We start from the raw sequence: 18,680 nt of genomic DNA, 5'->3' as shown, positions 1-18,680 counted from the left end.
TCTAATAATGATTACAATATACCATATTGCCCTTGAAAATGTTATGCTAGGCTACATAAGATTACATGCCTGCCGCTTCTGCCGGAACGGCTTTACAGAAGGAAGGGAACTAGTGCTCATGGAGTCTGTACCGCAGAGACTGACGATACTTCATACCAATGATATACATAGCCATTTTGAGACGATGAGTCCCATTGCTGCCGGGATATCCGGACTGAAGGCAGCCGCCGGTGAGGAAGCTGTGCTGCTGGTGGATATCGGTGACCATATGGACCGGGCTGCAGTAGAGACGGAAGGAACAATGGGCCAGGCGAACATTGATATTATTAATCTGACCGGATATGACGCGGTTACTATAGGTAACAACGAAGGCTTGACCTTCTCACCGGAGACGCTAGCCGTTATATTCTCCGGGCTGCAGTGCCCCGTAGTATGCTGTAATTTTCTTGATGCTGCCACAGGCGAGCCTCCGCTATGGATGAAGCGTCATGCCATCGTGGAGAAGAATGGGATCAGGATCGGCATAACCGGGGCTACTGCTGCGTTCACTTCCTTTTATGCCCTGCTGGGCTGGGACGTCAGAAATCCGGAAGAAGCGCTACGTGAAGAGTGCCGCCAGCTGGCACAGCAGGCGGATCTTGTAATAATTCTGTCTCATCTGGGGCTGCCGGCAGATAAGCTGCTGGCAGAGCGGCTGGAAGGGGTTCATGCCATTCTGGGCGGTCACACCCACCATATGCTGGAGCAGCCGCTGATGATAAACGGCACGGCTGTCTGCGGCGCGGGCAAGTTCGGCTGTTATCTGGGAAGGCTGCAGTTCGAGCGGCCGGAGCCGGGAGTACCGTTCAGACTGGTGAGCGGAGAATGCATTGAATTGGATCAGCGGCTGACAGAAGCAGTTATTGCTCCTGCGGCTGCGCTGCATCTGCAGCAGGGGCAGGAGGCGCTGGAGGAGACTGCAGCGATTACCGGACAAGAGCTGCCGCTGAATCTGCTTGGAGAATCGCCTTTCGGCAATCTGCTCGCCCAGGCCGTGCGCCGTTTTACAGGCACCCGGCTGTCGCTGGTCAATACCGGACAGCTGCTTGGGCCTCTTCCGGAAGGCAACATTACGGCAGGTATGCTGCACGCCCTATGTCCCTCGCCGATTAACTCCTGCGTAATAAGGCTTAAGGGCCGAGATATCCGGACAGCCCTGCTGCAGAGCCTCAGGGAGGAGTTCTGTACTAAGCCTATCTTTGGCTATGGTTTCAGGGGCAAAGTGCTTGGGAGCCTGGCCGCAGACGGATTAAAAATCTTGTACGATCCTGCCATAATACCGTATGATAATAGTATTGCAGTTTTTGTTGGAGAGGAGCCGCTGGAGGATGATACAGAGTACGAGGTCGGTACTCTCGATATGTTCACCTTCCGCTCCGGCTATGAGAGTATTGCGAACGGGCGCGATCCGGTTTATCTGGTGCCCCATTTCCTGCGCGATCTGCTGCGGATTGAGCTTCAGCGTCCGGGAAGCCTTGAGGAAGCTGCTGCTGTCCGCTGGGAGAGCACAGCCACATAAAAGCTTCATCTACATAAACGCAATTATTGCAGCACAGGCAGAAGACGGGCCAGGTTCATTTTTTTAATCAAAATCAGGAGGAAGCCATGGATACAATTACAGCAATAATTCTCGCTATAGTTGAAGGTATCACCGAATTTATACCCGTATCTTCAACCGGCCATATGATTCTTACCACCAAGCTGCTTGGCTTTGATGAGCAAAATTCGATCATGAAGACATATGAAATCGTGATCCAGCTCGGGGCCATTCTGGCTATCGCACTGGTCTACCGCAAACGTGTGCTGGATCTGCTCGGCATAGGCCGGAGGGGCAGGGGCAGAGGCGGAGTTATGCCGGCTCCCCGGCTTAATCTGATCCACATTATCCTGGGTATTGCTCCGGCGCTGGCGGTCGCTTTTTTTGCCAGGGACTTTATCAAAGGCCTCTTTGGGGCAACTACAGTACTCTGGGCGCTCGTTGCGGGGGGGATACTGATGATTGCGGCGGAGTGGTGGAACAAGCATAAGTCGCGTGTGACTGCGCATGAGCTGGATGATCTGTCGTACGGGCAGGCGCTGGCGATCGGCCTGTATCAGATTATTTCCGTATTATGGCCGGGATTCTCCCGTTCGGGTTCAACGATCTCAGGGGGGATGCTGAGCGGAGTAAGCTATAAGGCATCGGCGGATTTCTCCTTCCTTATTGCGATTCCGATTATGTGTGCTGCGTCCGGCTATGAGCTGCTCGATTCCTACAAATATTTTACAAAGGATACCATAATGGATTTCGCGATCGGATTCGTAATTGCCTTTGTGGTTGCATACTTCGTGGTGGTATTATTCATGAAGCTGATCCAGAAGATCAGACCGACGCATTTTGCCATCTACCGCTTTATTCTGGCAGCTGTTTTCTGGCTGTTTATTATGCGTTAATTCAGGTTTACCCGTGATAACGGTATAGCATACAGTACTTCAAAAGACTTCGAATCAGAATTGTAATTTACCGTTAAAGGCAGGAGTGAGCCAAGGTGCGTTTAGTATCCGTGAATCGGCTTCAGGCTGGGATGAAGCTCGGAAAAAAGATTTATAATGATGAAGGACTGGTTCTGCTCGCTGACGGGATAGAACTTACGGATGCGTTAATTAAGCGGCTGGCTAAGATCGACATCGGCTATGTCTATATTGAGGATGCCCATACGGACGATGTTGTAATTACGTCAATGCTGCATGATGAGACGCGCAACCAGGCGCTCAAAGTTATCAGGAACCAGTTCCAGGAGATGTCCGGTGCCTCGGGGATTACCAAGGGCTTCTACCATCTGGACAAAAAATTCTCCAAAATTATGGATTCTATTCTGGATGATATGTCCTCGCAGGAAGATCCGATGATCATGCTGGCGGATATGCATACAGCCGATAATTACCTGTATGTCCATTCGCTTAACGTATGTCTTTATACACTGGTGCTTGGAATTGCTTACGGCTACAGCAGGGAAGAGCTGCGGGTACTCGGTCTTGGATCGCTGCTGCATGACATCGGCAAAACCCAGATTCCGGTCAAAATCGTCCAGAAGCCCGGCATGCTGAGCGATGAGGAGTTCAAGCATATGCAGGCGCATACCGAGATCGGCTACCGGATTCTAAAAGAAGAGCCCAACATTCCGCTGCTTGCCGCCCACTGCGCATTTCAGCACCATGAACGGATCAACGGCTCCGGCTATCCGCGCGGCCTGACCGGCCCGCAGATCCATGAATATGCCAAGTGGCTGGGCGTTGCAGATTCCTATGATGCCATGACCTCCAACCGGATATACAAAAAGGCTATGCTGCCCCATCAGGCTGTAGAGGCACTCTATGTAGGTTCAGGCACGCTATACGAGCAGAAGCAGCTGGAGCTGTTCAGAGACCGTGTAGCTATCTATCCGCTGGGGCTTACTGTCAAGCTGAGCACAGGCGAAAGCGGCGTTGTGGTCAAAATTGATCCTAGTACACCGCACAGGCCGGTAGTACGCATATTTACAGGGCCGGAAGATGAGCCGGTTACCCCGCATGAGCTGGATCTGGGCACGGCGCTCTCCGTAGTGATATCTGATGTCTCTGAAAATGATGAACAGTGAAGTCTGCCGGAACGCCGAGAGCGGCGGCAGGGACTTCACCTGCAGCCCCCTGCCACCTAGCAGCGAGGAGCGAACAACGGGCAGCCGCAGCCGTGCGGCAGATAGTGTGCCTGTGTCCGCCCCGCTGTTTTTCGTTAGCTGCATATAAAAGATGCTGCTGCAGACTGTAGCTTCAGAACATGACGATTTTTGGCTCGCCGTGGTATGATAAAAGGTAAGTTGCCTATCTTGTTCATATTTTTGGGTTAATAATAAGGAATACGCATTAAAGGAGCAAGCAAAATGAGTATATTAGAACCATCAAGATCAATGAAGGAGCTGTCGCCAAGCTACGATCCTTGGGATCCGATTACTTCACTCCGCCGGCATGGGCGTCATGTGCTGACCAGTGTGGAGATGACGGTTACCAATCTATGTAATATGCGCTGTGAGCACTGTGCTGTCGGGGATAGCCTGACCATGAAGGAGGGGGACATGCTTCCGCTAACCAATATGCTGAAGCGCCTGGACGAGGTGGAGCATCTGCAGACCATCAGCATAACCGGGGGAGAGCCGATGTTCCGGGCTTCTACGGTAGATAATATGATTGTACCGCTGCTGAAATATGCGCATGACCGGGGTATCCGCTCGCAGATCAATTCGAATCTCACCATGCCTTATGCCCGGTACGAGAAGCTCCTTCCATATCTGGACGTTATGCATATCTCCTTCAATTACGTGAACGGTGATGACTTCCACGAGGTCGGCTTCGCGAACAGCGGGCACCCGGTGGCGAAGGAAGCGGCATACCGGCTGTACGAGACAATGATTGATAATTCCCGCCGGCTAAGTGACGACGGTATGCTGATCTCGGCAGAATCCATGATTAACTACCGCACACACACGAAGCTGCCGCAAATTCATAAGCTGATCGGTGATATGGGGGCGCGGCGCCATGAGGTGCATCCGATGTATGCCTCCAGCTTCGCTTCTTCACTTCCTGTGCTATCCCTGAAGGAGATGGGGAATGCTATTCATTCCCTGCTGGATGCCCGCGATCCGGAGATGTGGATGCTGTTCGGCACTCTGCCGTTTTTTGCCTGCAGCGAACTTGAAGAGCACCAGACACTGCTGCGCAGGCTGCGTACAGAAAAGAATGTGACACTGCGTAATGATCCGGACGGACGCAACCGGGTAAATGTAAATATGTTTACCGGTGATGTATTCGTAACAGATTTTGCCGACATTTCTGCCTTTGGCAACATTGAAACGAACCGGCTGGATGATATTTTTGCTGAATGGCTAAGCAGTCATCCCCTCAACCAGAAGGTTAATTGCTTCTGTGATGCTGCGGGCTGCTGCGGGCCAAATCTGCTGGTTGCTGACATGTACTATCCAAAGATCGATTTCAAATCAAGAAAAGCGATCACTTTGTAGAATCGAGGCGTTGTTATTGTGCATACGGAATTTGACATAGGAAGCTTACTGCTTAATTTGTTGCTGGTTCTGGTGCTTGTGCTGTTGAACGGTATCTTTGTCGCTGCTGAATTCTCACTGGTGAAGGTCAGACAATCCCGTCTGACCCAGCTGGTGAGCGAAGGAAATAAAATGGCCGGGTATGCGCTGAAGGTCAACAAGAAGCTCGATTCGTATCTCTCTGCTACCCAGTTCGGCATTACACTGGCTTCACTGGGGCTCGGGTGGATCGGGGAGCCGGCAATCTCAGAGCTGCTGGTTGAGCCGCTGATGTTCAAGCTTGGGGTTACCGACCATACATTGATTTCTACCGTATCCGTCGTAATCGGATTTTCCATTATTACTTTTTTACATATTGTACTGGGAGAGCTTGCCCCGAAATCGCTGGCGATTCAAAAAACAGAAGGCTCAGCGCTGCTGCTGTCCGCACCGCTGATGTTCTTCTATAATCTGTTCCTGCCGTTCATCTGGGTTCTGAACGCTTCGGCAAATGCGCTTCTGAGATTAGTCGGCGTAGAACCGGCCAGTGAAGCAGAGGCAGCCCACTCGGAGGAAGAAATCCGCATCTTGATGAACCAGAGCGCCAAAAGCGGGGTCATCGACAAGGATGAGATGAAGCTGATGGATAACATCTTTGAATTCTCGGACCTCCTTGCCCGTGAAGTGATGCTGCCGCGCACCGATATGGATGTGCTGTACAGCAATCTTTCACTGGAAGAAAATATGCGGATCATCAACGAAACCAAGCATTCCCGGTACCCGGTAGCCAATGAGGATAAAGACCGGATTATCGGCTTCATCCATATTACTGACCTGCTGTTCGCCCCGCTGGATCAGCAGAATGACCTGGGATCACTGGTACGCCCGATCCTGAATGTCCCGGAATCCATGGAGATCAGCCATGCGCTGCGGCTCATGCAGAAGAACAAATCCCAGCTCACTCTCGTGGTCGATGAATACGGCGGAACGGCCGGTCTCCTGACTGCTGAGGATATTCTTGAAGAAATAGTCGGCGATCTGCACGATGAGTTCGAGAATGAGCGGCCGGACGTGGAGCGTAACGGAGAATTTATCTCGGTGGACGGGCGGATGCTGATTGAGGATGTGAATGATCTGACCGGTGTCATTATCGAAGATGAAGAAGTGGATTCGATCGGCGGGTGGCTGTTTAAGGAGCTGGAGGGCAATCCGTCCAAAGGCAAGCATATTGTGATTGGTGATGTAACCTTTGAAGTTGAGGAATCAACCCGCCTGCGGATTACGAGAATCAAGATACACCATCTGAATCCGCCTTTGACGGACGAAGCAGATCCCGGTGAGGATGAAGACAGGGAGTAATATACTATTTTATAAGCTGTGCTGCTGAATGAGGGTCACCTGACCTGATGAAGCGGCGCGGCTTTTTTTTTGCTGATGAAGAATGTTTAGGTTTCAGGAGGAATTTGTGTGACAAACGTTCTGTGAGCGCCTCAGAGCATCATACAGTAGTTACGAAGGAAAGAATGTCTGAACTTGAAGCAGATTTAATTAGGAGGGGAACTTTATTGAACTCCCAGGAGCGTGTATGGGCTACTTACCGGGGACCGTTTGATCCTTGCCCGCCGGTGCCGTTCAAAACGTACGTTGTGCCGCCCAACCAGTATGTCAACTTCCAGCCGCCGGGCTTGCCACAGTATCCGTTGGCTGAAGCCCTGAGGGCAGGAACCTTATGGCCGGCCTTCTACAGTCCTTACGAATCCAAAGCCGGAAAAGGGGGTGTGTAGCCAGATGGAGCAGCCAAAAGCATGTGAGCCGCGTTACTATGAAATGCTGGAGCAGCTGCAAGTGCTTGATTTTGCCCTGGTTGAGCTGAATCTGTATCTGGATACTCATCCGGAGGACTTGAAGGCAATCGAGCAGTTTAACCAGCTGACTCAGGAGCGAACCCGGCTGGCTAACCAGTTTCAGGAGCTGTACGGGCCGCTGCAGAATTTCGGGCGGGCGTACTCTAAATGTCCGTGGGAATGGAGCCAGAGCCCTTGGCCTTGGCAGGTGTAGCGCAAAACCAGCGTATAGGAGGGAGGCTTTCGGATGTGGATTTATGAAAAGAAGCTGCAGTACCCGGTTCGTGTCGGCAAATGTGATGTAAGAATGGCGCGGTACCTGATGGAGCAATATGGGGGTGCTGACGGGGAGCTGGCAGCAGCCCTGCGCTACATGAATCAGCGTTATTCGATTCCTGATAAGGTAATCGGTGTCCTTACTGATATATCAACTGAGGAATTTGCCCATTTAGAAATGATTGCCACCATGATCTACAAACTGACCAAGGATGCCTCGGTGCAGGAGCTGGAAGCGGCAGGACTAGGGCCAAACTACGCACAGCGCGATCATGCCCTGTTCTACCAGAACTCAGCAGGGGTTCCGTGGACCGCCAGCTACATCCAGGCCAAGGGTGATCCGATCGCTGATCTATATGAGGACATCGCTGCCGAAGAGAAAGCCAGAGCTACATACCAGTGGCTGATTGACATGACGGATGATGTGGATCTTCAGGACAGCCTTAAGTTTCTGCGGGAGCGCGAGATCATTCATGCCATCCGGTTTAAGGAGTCGGTACAGATATTGATGGAGGAGCGGGATAAGAAGAAAGTGTTCTAAATTCCAAGCGAGCAGGCACGGCACATCGTCATTTTTGACGGTGTGTTTTTTTGACTGTCGTTCATTCGGCTGTCTTTAACATCTGAGCATTCTGTGTACATATTTAACCATAATATTCCGATGATAAATTCATAAGGAAAATAATATCTGTAATTACTGTTATGAATAATTCAGTTCTATTGTTCTAATTTTAATCAAAAATCCTATTTTTAATTTATATAAATTTGAAGTGTGGGTTTAACTACATCATAGAAGGGTGCTCATCATGCAGGCAGAAGCCATTTACAAGGAAGAAGAAAATCAGGTTACCGGAGAGGAGAGGATTCGTAAAACCGACACTGGGCTGCACTGCCTGATCCTGATCGCTAATTATCATCAAATCCCGGCAGATTATGAGCAGATCAGGCATTCATTCGCGGTGAATGATGAAGGGATGGACACACTGCAGATTCTCAAAGCAGCCAGAGAGCTGGGGTTAAAGTCGAAGAAGGCCAGTATTCAACTGAAGCGCTTGTATAAGCTGCCGCTGCCAGCCATATTGATGACAACAACGGGAGATTATTTCGTTCTTGCCAAAGTGAAAGAGGAGCAATTTTTAATTTTCGATCCCCTGATCGGGAAACCCTCTTCGCTCTCCACCAAAGAGATGATAGAGATCTGGAGCAATGACATCATTCTGTTCGCTCCTGCAGTCAAGACAGAGCATACCGAAGCATTCGGAATCAAATGGTTTCTGCCTGCTCTGTGGAAGCATAAAAAGATTCTGGCCGAGGTTCTGCTGGCGTCGCTGTTCATTCAGCTCTTCGGACTCGTATCCCCGCTGATGACACAGGTCATTATTGATAAGGTTCTTGTGCATCACGGACTCTCTACCTTAAACGTGCTTGCAGCTGGACTGCTGATTATTATCCTGTTTGAACTGATCCTTGGGATCAGCCGTACATATGTCTTTACCCATACGACCAGCAGAGTGGATATTACACTAAGCACCAGATTGTTCAGTCATCTGTTCCGCCTTCCCCTGTCCTATTTTGAAAACAGGAGAACCGGTGCAACGATTGCCCGGGTCCGTGAACTGGAGAATATCCGCCAGTTTCTTACAGGCTCGCCCTTTACGGCGGTGCTTGATTTGCTGTTCATTGTTGTCTACATAGCTGTTATGTTTGCGTACAGTTCCAATTTGACATTTATCGCTTTAGGCACGTTGCCTTTATACGCCCTGCTGTCGTTAATTTTTACTCCCTTACTGCGAAATAGATTGGAAGAGCGGTTTCAGCGCGGCTCAGAATCCCAATCCTATCTGGTTGAAGCAGTGTCCGGGATTCAGACAATCAAATCCTTTGCATTGGAGCCGATCTCCCAGAAAAAGTGGGAAGGCCTGCTTGCGAATTATACTAAGGCTACGTTTAAAGTGCTCATGTTATCCGGAACAGCAGGTTCACTTGCGCAGTTTATCCAGAAAATATCAAACCTCGTGATTCTGTTTTATGGTACCCATCTGGTACTGGCCGGGACAATATCGGTCGGGCAGCTGATTGCTTTTCAGATGCTGGCCTCACGTGTCAGTGATCCGGTGTTACGGCTAGTACAGATGTGGCAGGACTTTCAGCAAACCGGGATTTCTATCGAGAAATTAAAGGATATTTTTGAGGTTAAGCCGGAACCTGCAGTCTCAGTATCCAAAACCAGACTGCCCCGGATTCAGGGGGGAATCGCCTTCGAAGCGGTCACCTTCCGCTATAAAGTGGACGGGCCGGAAATTGTAAGAGATCTGTCATTTGCCATACCGCCTGGAACAGTTGTGGGAATTGTAGGCCGCAGTGGTTCCGGTAAAAGCACGGTATCCAAGCTGATCCAGCGGCTCTATGTACCGGAGTCAGGTAAAATTCTGATCGACGGTGTGGACATTTCATTGGCCGATCCCTCATGGCTGCGCCGTCAGATTGGTGTTGTGCTGCAGGAGAACTACCTGTTCAGCGGAACGATCCGGGAGAATATCGCGCTCAACAATCCTTCCGCCAAAATTGAAGAGATTGTTCGTGTGGCTCATCTGGCCGGGGCACATGACTTTATTATTGAGCTGACTGAAGGGTATGACACTACGGTTGGTGAACGGGGTGAGGGGCTGTCCGGAGGCCAGCGCCAGCGGATAGCGATTGCCCGGGCTCTGTTATCGAATCCGCGAATCCTGATCTTCGATGAAGCGACCTCGGCGCTGGATTATGAATCGGAACGGATCATTCAGAACAATCTGCAGAAAATTTGTGCCGGCCGCACTGTAATTATTATTGCGCACCGGCTATCTACGCTGCGGACAGCCAGTAAAATAATCGTGCTGGATAAAGGACATTTAATTGAAGCCGGATCACATCAAAGCTTGCTGGCGAACAAAGGGCTGTACCATTATTTATACAACCAGCAGGAGAGGGAATAGACATGTTTGGATTAAAAGCAGATCGTTTGGAATATGAATTTTTGCCTGCAGCCGTAGAAATTGAAGAGACTCCACCAGCACCGCTTGGGCGCTGGCTGATCTGGACGATCGTTATTCTTTTTATCATCGTCCTGGCCTGGTCTTACCTGGGAAAAGTGGATGAAGTTGCGGTAGCCCGCGGCAAGATTATCCCGGACGGCCGGACCAAGGTCCTTCAGCCGCTGGAAGGGGGAACCATCAAGGAAGTATTGGTATCCGAAGGGGAGCATGTACAAAAGGGCCAGCTGCTTATCGAGCTTGATTCGACCACCTCGGAAGCAGATCTTCAAGAGATGACAAAGCAGCTGTACGTTGCGAGGCTGCAAAAAGCAATGCTGGAAGCAGAGCTTGAGGGGAAGGGGTTTGACGGACTCGAACAGGGTGAGCTTGCCGTGGCTGGATCAGGCATAGATGCAGAGCAAGTACTGCAAGTACAGTTGCAGCTGCGTGAGGCCAGGGATGAAGAATTCGGCAGTAGGATCAAAGCCGCAGAGCTGGTTGTATCTCAGACCCGGCAGGAGCTTCATCTGGAGCAAGCTGCTCTCGAACTGGCCAACAAAGACTACTCGCTCGCCCTGATGAAATCGCAAAATGGCGGGGATGAGGGCTTCACAGACAGTGCGGATTTGCTCCAGGCGGATAATAACCTGAATAGAACCTTACTGGAGATAGATTCCCAGAAAAAGAAAATTTCCAGGGCGGAGGATGCACTGGACGAAGCTGAAGAGAATGTCACCTCTATTAAGAAACAGCGCAACCGAACGGTGCTGGATGAGCTTGTTGAGAATGAAAAGACCATTTACAGTCTGGAATCTGAGTTAACGAAAGCTGAGAAGCGGTTCGAACTACAGCGGTTATCCTCACCGGTAGACGGAACCGTGCATGGGCTGTCCTCTTTAACCATTGGAGGGGTAGTCAGTTCAGCTGAGGATGTTATTTCCATTGTGCCGGATGATACGCCGCTGATTGTAGAGGCAACCATCGCCAACCAGGATATCGGCTTTATTAAAAAAGGACAGGCGGCCAATCTGAAGGTAGACACTTTTCCTTTTCAGAAATACGGCTATTTGCAGGGTGAAATTATCTATGTCAGCCCGGATGCCTTTGAAGATGAACAGCTTGGACCTGTCTTCAAGGCTAAGCTGAAGGTTCTGTCTGCAGAGACCTCATCCGGATATCGGATCGGGCTGACTCCGGGGATGTCCGTGTCCGTTGAGGCCAAAACAGGCAGGAGAAGGATTATTGACTTCTTCCTGTCACCGCTCAAAAAAGCCGCCGAAGAGAGCTTCACGCTAAGATAATTATAAAGGGGAAGAAAGATGAAGAAGGTAACCGCAGCATGTGCAGCCATAATGTTATGTCTTATTCTTTTGACGAGCCAAGGGCAGGGTCAAATGTCAGCCCAAGGCCGGAATGCAGTAGCCCAGACGGTAGGTAAAGTAGCAGTCAGCAACAACAGTTCAATTGAGATCATCGAGCCTCACCTGGTACAGTGGGGAAAAAGTAACGTGCTGTCCTTCAAGGTCCGGCTGAAGAATGGCGGTCAGGTTCCTATGGATCTGCTGAGATATGGTATTACGGTAAAGACTGATGCCGGAAATGCGGGAAACGCCATACAGGTAAAAGAATCCCAGACCGGCACCAAGGTGCTGCCGCAATCCGCCAGAGACTTCATATTCTATGCAGCTGTTCCTAATCAGACCCGGCTTGCGGGGGTGCAGTTTGATGTGAAAGAGTGGAATATTCATTATCCGGGCTTCAGCAAATCCATCGGCGTTGTCAAAATACCGGGTGCTTATTCAAATACCGTACCGGCCGGTGACAGTAAAATAACCGTACTGCAAAATAATCAGATCCGCATGACACCAGGTGATTTTTACTCATATGAGACGGCAAATGACCGGGTATATACGTTGGCGTTCACAATGGAGAGCTGGGGAACGCAGCCGGTAGAGCTTCCCGGATACAGCTACTGGCTGCAGACGGATTCAGGTGAGCTGTATCCTTTTCAGACCGTAGGCGGCAGCGGCATTACATTGAACGCCAAAGGCAAAGTAACCGCTGACCTGTATGCTAACCTGCCCAAAACGGCTGCTCCGATAAGCTTCAAGCTGCTTGTGGCAACAGAGGAGAACAGTGTGCAGCTGACTCAGCATGCCTTCAAGCTGGAACAGGCCAAAGCCTGGACCGCTATTCCGCTGAACACAGAGAGAGGATATTATATCAGACCGGATAAGGAACAGCTTCAGCTGCAAGCTGACAAGCTATATATGAATGAAACGGATTTGCCGCAAATGGATGTAGGGACATCCATCACCCTAATCAATAACAACAGGTATACTGTGGCTAATCCGAACCTGGCCTATTTTGTTGAAGTCAACAAAATCACTTATCTGCTGGTTTCAAGCGGTACCGCATCGGAAAAAACGATCGACGCGTTGGAGCAGCGGGAGGTGGCGCTTTCAGCGGGTCTGCCAAAGATTATGAATCCGTACAATATGAACCTAATTGTTGCAAAAGTATTAAGCAGCGGCGAGGAACCCGTGTATCAGCCTCTATTAAAGCTTCCTTTAAGCAAGTCTGCGGAAGCGGGGCCGACGCAAGCAGCGAGTATCACTCAAACAGCACTTAAGGACGGATCGCCTTATTCACTGACGGTCAGTAACGTCATGGGATATATGGACGGAAAATACCGGATTGTTGAAGGTACCTTAACGATAAATAATGACGGGAAGCAAAAAATTGAATTGCCTGAATTCAAGCTTAGTGGTTCTGTGGAGAACAAGTACAGCTACGAGGGGACGTTCCTTAATGCTCAGACGGATAACGGGTTAAGTCCGCAGGACCGGATTAGGTTAACCTTTCAGGTACGGATTCCCGGCAACGCAGGGTTGCAGGATTTCAGACTGAACGTGAAAGAACCTTTTCAGCAGGGGAATAACAAGCTGTATCGTCCGGTTGCTACTTTCAGTCTGCCGGGATTACAGCATACACAAATGATAACGAAGGATTGGGTTTATTTCTCAACGAAGGACGGGGACTTCAAAATTAAGAGGATCTCTACATTTCGTTTACCGGTAGACGGCGAAGATGCTATGGTCACGGAGTTTGAGTTGTTCAGCAGCTCCTACCGGAGTGGTGCTATTCCGGAATTCAAAGGAGTCTATGCTGTGAATCATATATCCGTGGATGCACAGCCCGTTGTACTGGATAAAGTGATCAGTGCTGGTCCGGATACACCGGTTTCCTTGCAGGTCATCGGGAAAATTCCGTATTCCATGCCTTCAGGTGAGGTAAATGTGCTGCTTCAAATCGATGAGGAGGGAGCGGGCCGGAGCATTGGACAATTCCAGATCGATGCCCTGGATAAAGCGCCGGAGTATGCAACTGATCAATCCTATTCCTTGAATATAGCCGGCCGCGAATCCGAAGCACAAATGTATAAGGTCGTGGTGTATCCCGGCACGTCCGAAGATCTCGTGGAAGTATTAATGATTCAGCGTAATAAGAACAAACGGACTCAGGTACTCAATCCGCTGTATGGTTATTTTCAGAGCACAGATGGAATGTATTATCCGCTTAAGTATGAAACAAATGCAGATGAACTTGTGAAATACGGCAATGTGGTTATTCAATCCTTGGCCGGGAGAGTGCCAAAGGGAACAAAAATGGCAGATTTGAAGCTGCTGTTCGGCTTAGCGATCCAAAATAAGGAGATTGCAGCTACCAGCGGAAATGCAGATGCTTTTGTCAAACCGGCCTTTCTTAAATTAACAGAGGATAAAGGGGCTGCAGCTAATGGACTTACCGGAATGGATGCCGGTCCTTACAGTCTGAACATCTCCTATCCGCAGACAAAGCTGGTCTCAGGATATAACGGCACCCTGGAATTCACAGCCGGATTAACGAAGCAACTGTCTTTTGACTCGTTTGACACAGAACATAAAATTATCATTCAACTGGAAAATGCCGGGGAGATCATCACGCAGAGGGAGTATGGATTAAATACGGCAGATGATACAAGCAGCTTCTCCCTGATCCCGAGAACATTCAAGATTGACAGTATTCCAACCAGCCTGTCGGAGCCCACGCTGCAAGTGAAGGTATATCTGAGCTACAAGGGGGAAAAGAAGCTGATCGGGGAGCAGAGAGTGGGGGTGAGTTTTGTGAAGTAGCAGTATTGATTATAAAGTGATGGAAGGGATGTGCTTGTGATGAAGCTTCGGAAAATACCATTTTGGATCATTGTGTCCATTCTCGTGCCATTGATTTATCTGATTGTTATAAATCCGCTCTTCATTGTGAACCTTTTCTCTGCAATAAGCTCTCCCGGTTCAGAGGAGTTACAGAAGGAGACCCGTGAATTCATGGAACAGCGTTACGATAAGCCCTTCCTGATCACGGCGCTGAACGAAACGAATTTGAGCGGATATTATGAGGGGCGCGGAATATCTGTCGATGAAGAGGTGACCTTCAATTTTGCCAAACGTTCCGGCCGGGACCCGCAGACAGATTATCCGCTTAATGTGTGGGCCAAATCCCTGATCTCCCCTTTGCTAGAAAGCAGTGATGTCAGATATGAGGCTGTCTATCAATCACCGTCGCTGTCATTTAATGATAGCTTGGGACTTGAATACTGGGACGATAATTTCGTCAGGCACCCGGAAAAGCTGTCTGTACAGCTATCCTTTCTGTATACCGGGATAATGACCAGAGAACGAGTATTTTCCATTATTAATAAAATGAAAGAACAAGGAGCAGGCAGCTTAAGCATCATGCTGTATCCTATTGCTTCTTCACCGGACCTGTCTTCACTTAACAAGCTGGGCTTTGCGGAATATTATGCGGAAAACAGGGAGGCATTCACTGGAGCCTGTGAAATTCTCACACCGGATGAATTGACTGACCTGACCAGATTTGAGATTGGCAATCCATGTTTGAAAGATTATTAACGGCAGAGGAGTGTTCTACTATATGGTAACCGATTATGAATACATGAGACTAAGTCAAGAGATTTACAAGAAACAAACTACAGGCCCGAATCTGCTAGAGATTAATGTGCCGGATAAATACTCACTCACGGACAGCAAATGGAGGGTGCTGAGTGTCGAAGATCAGAACGCACAAAACGGATTTTACGGAGCATCGTTTGCACGTGTGGCCAACGGTCAGATGACAGGAGAAATAGTGTTTGCCTGCAGGGGCTCGGAGGGGCCGATTCCATTCAATGTGGACTGGTACAAAGAGAATATTAATCTGGACTGGTATTCCCCGCAGTTTTTATTAGGAGCCATTCAGCTATTTAAGAATACGCAGAAGCTGGTCAATTATAATGAGCTGCGTAATGTTAAATACAATTTTACTGGCCATTCCTTAGGGGGAAAGCTGGCTCAACAGCTATTGTACGAATGCGTAGAGAGCACAATCAGTCCGCATATTAACGTGAACCGGGAGCAGGTCGGCCAGGCAGTGATCTTTAATGCAGCCAGAACACACAATAAGTTTTACCCCGATAGCTATCTGCCTGATTCAGATTACCGCCCGAAAAATTCGATGCCCCTGGATCAATATCCGGTAAGGAACTACATCCTGGAAGGAGAGGTCCTGAATACAAGAGTGAAATTAGGAACACATCTGGGTAGACAGGTGCAAATGCCGTTCAGTTATCAAGACGGCGATCCGACGGGAGCGGCAGATCGGCATAATGCGTTCAGTTCTTTTGAATACTATATGAATGGCAAGGGATATTTCGATAATAACAGCCTGATTGGGACCGGCAGTGCAGACATACTATACGGACGTGATTCAGGCGAAGTCATTGTAGGCGGCAAAGGCAACGATATCATATATGGCGGCAAAGGTTCGGACACCTACAAATTTTTTGCCGGAGACGGTCAGGACACCATCAATGAAGTGAATTATAACGGCAAGGATGTGGACGAGCTAATTATCTATGGGCATTCACTAGCCAGCACAAGACTTCAATTTACACATGCCAAGGGTATCGGCAAATACGCAAGAAAAAGATTCGGCATTCTTACCTTTGAAAATTCGAATGACAGCATTACACTGACCTATGACAAAACCAACTATGCGGTGGGGTGCGTGGAGAAGGTGTCTTTTGCCAATCCGTATACGAATGAAATCACCAAGACTGTTCTGATGAAGGAGCTTTTTGAAAGTCACCTTAAGAGCGGTACCCTGAAAGTGAATCAAAAAAACAAGCTGTATACTCTGACTAACGGAGCGAAGGATTTCATCGATCCCGTCATACTGGATCTCGACCACGACAGCAGCAACAATACAATTGGTCTTGAGGAAAGCGGGGTATATTTCGACCACAACGGGGATGGCTTCGCTGAAAAAACCGGCTGGGTAAATGCTGAAGATGGTCTTTTGGTACGCGACATCAACCAGGACGGAATCATCAACGACGGTTCGGAGCTGTTTGGACAATACACGGTGCTTCAGGATGGAACTCTTGCCAAGAGCGGCTTTGAAGCTCTGCTTGATCTGGACAGCAACGGGGATAAGGTCATTGACAGTCTGGACCAGGCATTCGGACAGCTGCAAATCTGGCAGGATTTCAACTCCGACGGAATTACAGATGCCGGTGAGCTGCAGACACTGACAGAATGGGGAATCACGTACCTTAATCTGCTTGATCACGGAAATCTGGAATGGCCGGATGGAGACACCGGCAATAAGGAGACCGGGCAAGCATCGTACGGAACGATCGACGGTGTTAACCACTCCATGATTGAATACAGTGTGGGTGCGGCTCCCTATGATACGGTGGCTGAAGAATGGCTGGAAGAGCCCGCGGATATTCAATTGCTGCCTGATGTAGATGGAAGCGGTCTGTTACATACGTTCCATCAAGCAATGCTCCGTGATGCCAGCGGACAGCTGAAGCAATGGGTGCAGCAGTTCCAGGCGGAAAGCGATATGGAAGTGCGTGATCTGCTGCTTGACCAGATGGTTTATAAGTGGACGGGGGCTGACGCGGTTGATCCTGACAGCCGCGGCGGTATCGTGGATGCGCAAAAATTAGTAGTCATAGAAAAGTATTACGGCGTGAGTCAGCCCGGGCATATTCCGCCGGGGAATACGGCTGATACAATTAAGGAGTTTTACCATGATATCCGGGAATATGTATATGCACAGCTTATGGCTCAGACTCATCTGGCTGCGCTGTATGCTGAGATATCGATGGTCTGGAGTACTGACAGATTTGTGGTGGATTTGAGCGGGGTGCAGAACCAGCTGCAGTCTTCACTTCAGGCTGGTGATGCGGGGGCAAAGGGCCGACTCGGTGAGTTTATCCGGACCTCGAAGCAGTTGTATCAGGCGGGTTCGCTTCAATGGACTAACTTTGCTGACTTCTTCTCCGAACAAAGTGTAGAGCTGGCATGGATAGTGGAGTCAAACCTGAAGAACAGTCTGTCAGGAACGGACGGGAATGACACTTTAACCGGTACAGCTGGAGATGATGCGTTAGCAGGCGGCAGCGGAAATGATATTCTCTCCGGAAATGGCGGCAATGACGCCTTGTTCGGCGGGCTGGGCAATGATACATATGTAATTGGAAAAGAGAGCGGAACTGTTCATATTTATGAAGACGATGATACACCTGGAAATGCTGACAGCATCCAATTAGGTGAAGGGATTCTGCCTCAGCAGGTGAGATTAATCAGAGCTCAGAACGATCTGCTGGTTTCGGTTGGTGATCAGGCCAATAAGATCAATGTCCGTAATTTCTTCAAGGGCGAGAATTACCGGATTGAGAATATCAAGTTTGCTGACGGAAGCTTGTGGAATCTTGAATACATATTAGGTCAGGCGCAGAAGGAGGTCAGAGGGACGGATCAGCAGGATACCTTTTATGGTACTGCACTTGGCGAGAGATACTTGGCAGGGGCCGGTGACGATACTGCCTTTGGCGGTGCCGGGAACGACACACTGATCGGTGAAGCTGGGGATGATTATCTTGCCGGAGAAGACGGAAATGATACGCTGGATGGCGGTGCCGGCAATGATTATCTTGTCGGGGGAACGGGCAATGACACCTACATCTTCGGTAAAGGCTACGGCAGCGATACGATTGTTGACATTGATTCTGTTGCAGGCAACTATGACCAGGTGCTCTTTAATGCCGGATTGTCGCCAGATGAATTGATAATTGTGCGCAACGGCAATCATTTAGAATTAATAATCACGGATACGAAAGATAAGCTTAAAATCGTTGATTATTTCAGCAGCTCCTCTAATATTGTTGAAGCATTTAGCTTTGCGGATGGCACCGTATGGGATTATGGTTATGTGTTAAATCATGCCAGTCCTCCAGCAGAGGCCGATGCGGGAAATATTCTGTATGGAACGAATGGGAACGATGTAATGCAAGGCGGCAGCGGCAACGATATCCTGTACGGAGGCAGCGGAGACGATTTGCTGGA

At 49.4% G+C, this 18,680-nt stretch carries 13 protein-coding genes; all 13 read left to right on the top strand.

The features are described from left to right. The first annotated feature begins 118 nt into the window (after positions 1-118). On the top strand, positions 119-1,558 hold the full coding sequence (locus tag BN3772_RS20240; RefSeq protein ID WP_042201779.1) for a bifunctional metallophosphatase/5'-nucleotidase: 1,440 nt from the start codon (positions 119-121) through the stop codon (positions 1,556-1,558). A gap of 86 nt (positions 1,559-1,644) precedes the next feature. Then, positions 1,645-2,472 carry an undecaprenyl-diphosphate phosphatase gene (locus BN3772_RS20235; RefSeq protein ID WP_042201778.1) on the top strand — a complete coding sequence of 276 codons (828 nt, stop codon included), beginning with the start codon at positions 1,645-1,647 and terminating at the stop codon, positions 2,470-2,472. A gap of 95 nt (positions 2,473-2,567) precedes the next feature. After that, positions 2,568-3,656 (top strand): HD-GYP domain-containing protein, encoded by a 1,089-nt coding sequence (locus tag BN3772_RS20230; protein ID WP_042174893.1) that lies wholly within the window; start codon positions 2,568-2,570, stop codon positions 3,654-3,656. 282 nt (positions 3,657-3,938) lie between these two features. Further along, positions 3,939-5,072 carry a radical SAM/CxCxxxxC motif protein YfkAB gene (gene yfkAB, locus BN3772_RS20225; RefSeq protein ID WP_042201777.1) on the top strand — a complete coding sequence of 378 codons (1,134 nt, stop codon included), beginning with the start codon at positions 3,939-3,941 and terminating at the stop codon, positions 5,070-5,072. A gap of 18 nt (positions 5,073-5,090) precedes the next feature. Further along, the gene (locus BN3772_RS20220) at positions 5,091-6,449 is read left to right on the top strand and encodes a hemolysin family protein (protein ID WP_042201776.1); all 1,359 of its coding nucleotides are present in this window, start codon (positions 5,091-5,093) and stop codon (positions 6,447-6,449) included. Positions 6,450-6,655: 206 nt separating this feature from the next. After that, a complete protein-coding gene (locus tag BN3772_RS20215) occupies positions 6,656-6,874 on the top strand; it encodes a spore coat associated protein CotJA (protein ID WP_039871645.1) in 219 nt (72 codons plus the stop codon). A 4-nt stretch (positions 6,875-6,878) separates the two neighbouring features. Next, positions 6,879-7,148 carry a spore coat protein CotJB gene (locus BN3772_RS20210; protein ID WP_042174898.1) on the top strand — a complete coding sequence of 90 codons (270 nt, stop codon included), beginning with the start codon at positions 6,879-6,881 and terminating at the stop codon, positions 7,146-7,148. Positions 7,149-7,181: 33 nt separating this feature from the next. Then, positions 7,182-7,751 (top strand): manganese catalase family protein, encoded by a 570-nt coding sequence (locus BN3772_RS20205; RefSeq protein WP_042201774.1) that lies wholly within the window; start codon positions 7,182-7,184, stop codon positions 7,749-7,751. A gap of 265 nt (positions 7,752-8,016) precedes the next feature. Next, the gene (locus BN3772_RS20200; protein ID WP_086074681.1) at positions 8,017-10,185 is read left to right on the top strand and encodes a type I secretion system permease/ATPase; all 2,169 of its coding nucleotides are present in this window, start codon (positions 8,017-8,019) and stop codon (positions 10,183-10,185) included. Between the two features lie 2 nt (positions 10,186-10,187). After that, positions 10,188-11,525 (top strand): HlyD family type I secretion periplasmic adaptor subunit, encoded by a 1,338-nt coding sequence (locus tag BN3772_RS20195; protein ID WP_052380612.1) that lies wholly within the window; start codon positions 10,188-10,190, stop codon positions 11,523-11,525. Between the two features lie 18 nt (positions 11,526-11,543). Further along, entirely contained in the window at positions 11,544-14,399 is a 2,856-nt protein-coding gene (locus tag BN3772_RS20190) for a hypothetical protein (RefSeq protein ID WP_157643630.1), read from the top strand. A gap of 192 nt (positions 14,400-14,591) precedes the next feature. Further along, positions 14,592-15,176 carry a hypothetical protein gene (locus tag BN3772_RS20185; RefSeq protein ID WP_157643629.1) on the top strand — a complete coding sequence of 195 codons (585 nt, stop codon included), beginning with the start codon at positions 14,592-14,594 and terminating at the stop codon, positions 15,174-15,176. 22 nt (positions 15,177-15,198) lie between these two features. Further along, the coding region (locus BN3772_RS20180) for a calcium-binding protein (RefSeq protein ID WP_042201767.1) at positions 15,199-18,680 on the top strand (3,482 nt) is incomplete at its 3' end.

Source organism: Paenibacillus camerounensis (assembly GCF_000723885.1).
In the GTDB taxonomy this organism is placed as follows: Bacteria; Bacillota; Bacilli; order Paenibacillales; family Paenibacillaceae; genus Paenibacillus_AQ; species Paenibacillus_AQ camerounensis.
This window is presented reverse-complemented; position numbering and strand designations above follow the sequence as displayed.

What these genes read in the sequence shown, in the direction of transcription:
- BN3772_RS20200 (WP_086074681.1), top strand. Translation starts at nt 8,017, where the DNA reads ATGCAGGCAGAAGCCATTTACAAGGAAGAAGAAAATCAGGTTACCGGA.
- BN3772_RS20205 (WP_042201774.1), top strand. Translation starts at nt 7,182, where the DNA reads ATGTGGATTTATGAAAAGAAGCTGCAGTACCCGGTTCGTGTCGGCAAA.
- yfkAB (WP_042201777.1), top strand. Translation starts at nt 3,939, where the DNA reads ATGAGTATATTAGAACCATCAAGATCAATGAAGGAGCTGTCGCCAAGC.
- BN3772_RS20185 (WP_157643629.1), top strand. Translation starts at nt 14,592, where the DNA reads ATGGAACAGCGTTACGATAAGCCCTTCCTGATCACGGCGCTGAACGAA.
- BN3772_RS20190 (WP_157643630.1), top strand. Translation starts at nt 11,544, where the DNA reads ATGAAGAAGGTAACCGCAGCATGTGCAGCCATAATGTTATGTCTTATT.
- BN3772_RS20195 (WP_052380612.1), top strand. Translation starts at nt 10,188, where the DNA reads ATGTTTGGATTAAAAGCAGATCGTTTGGAATATGAATTTTTGCCTGCA.
- BN3772_RS20210 (WP_042174898.1), top strand. Translation starts at nt 6,879, where the DNA reads ATGGAGCAGCCAAAAGCATGTGAGCCGCGTTACTATGAAATGCTGGAG.
- BN3772_RS20240 (WP_042201779.1), top strand. Translation starts at nt 119, where the DNA reads ATGGAGTCTGTACCGCAGAGACTGACGATACTTCATACCAATGATATA.
- BN3772_RS20235 (WP_042201778.1), top strand. Translation starts at nt 1,645, where the DNA reads ATGGATACAATTACAGCAATAATTCTCGCTATAGTTGAAGGTATCACC.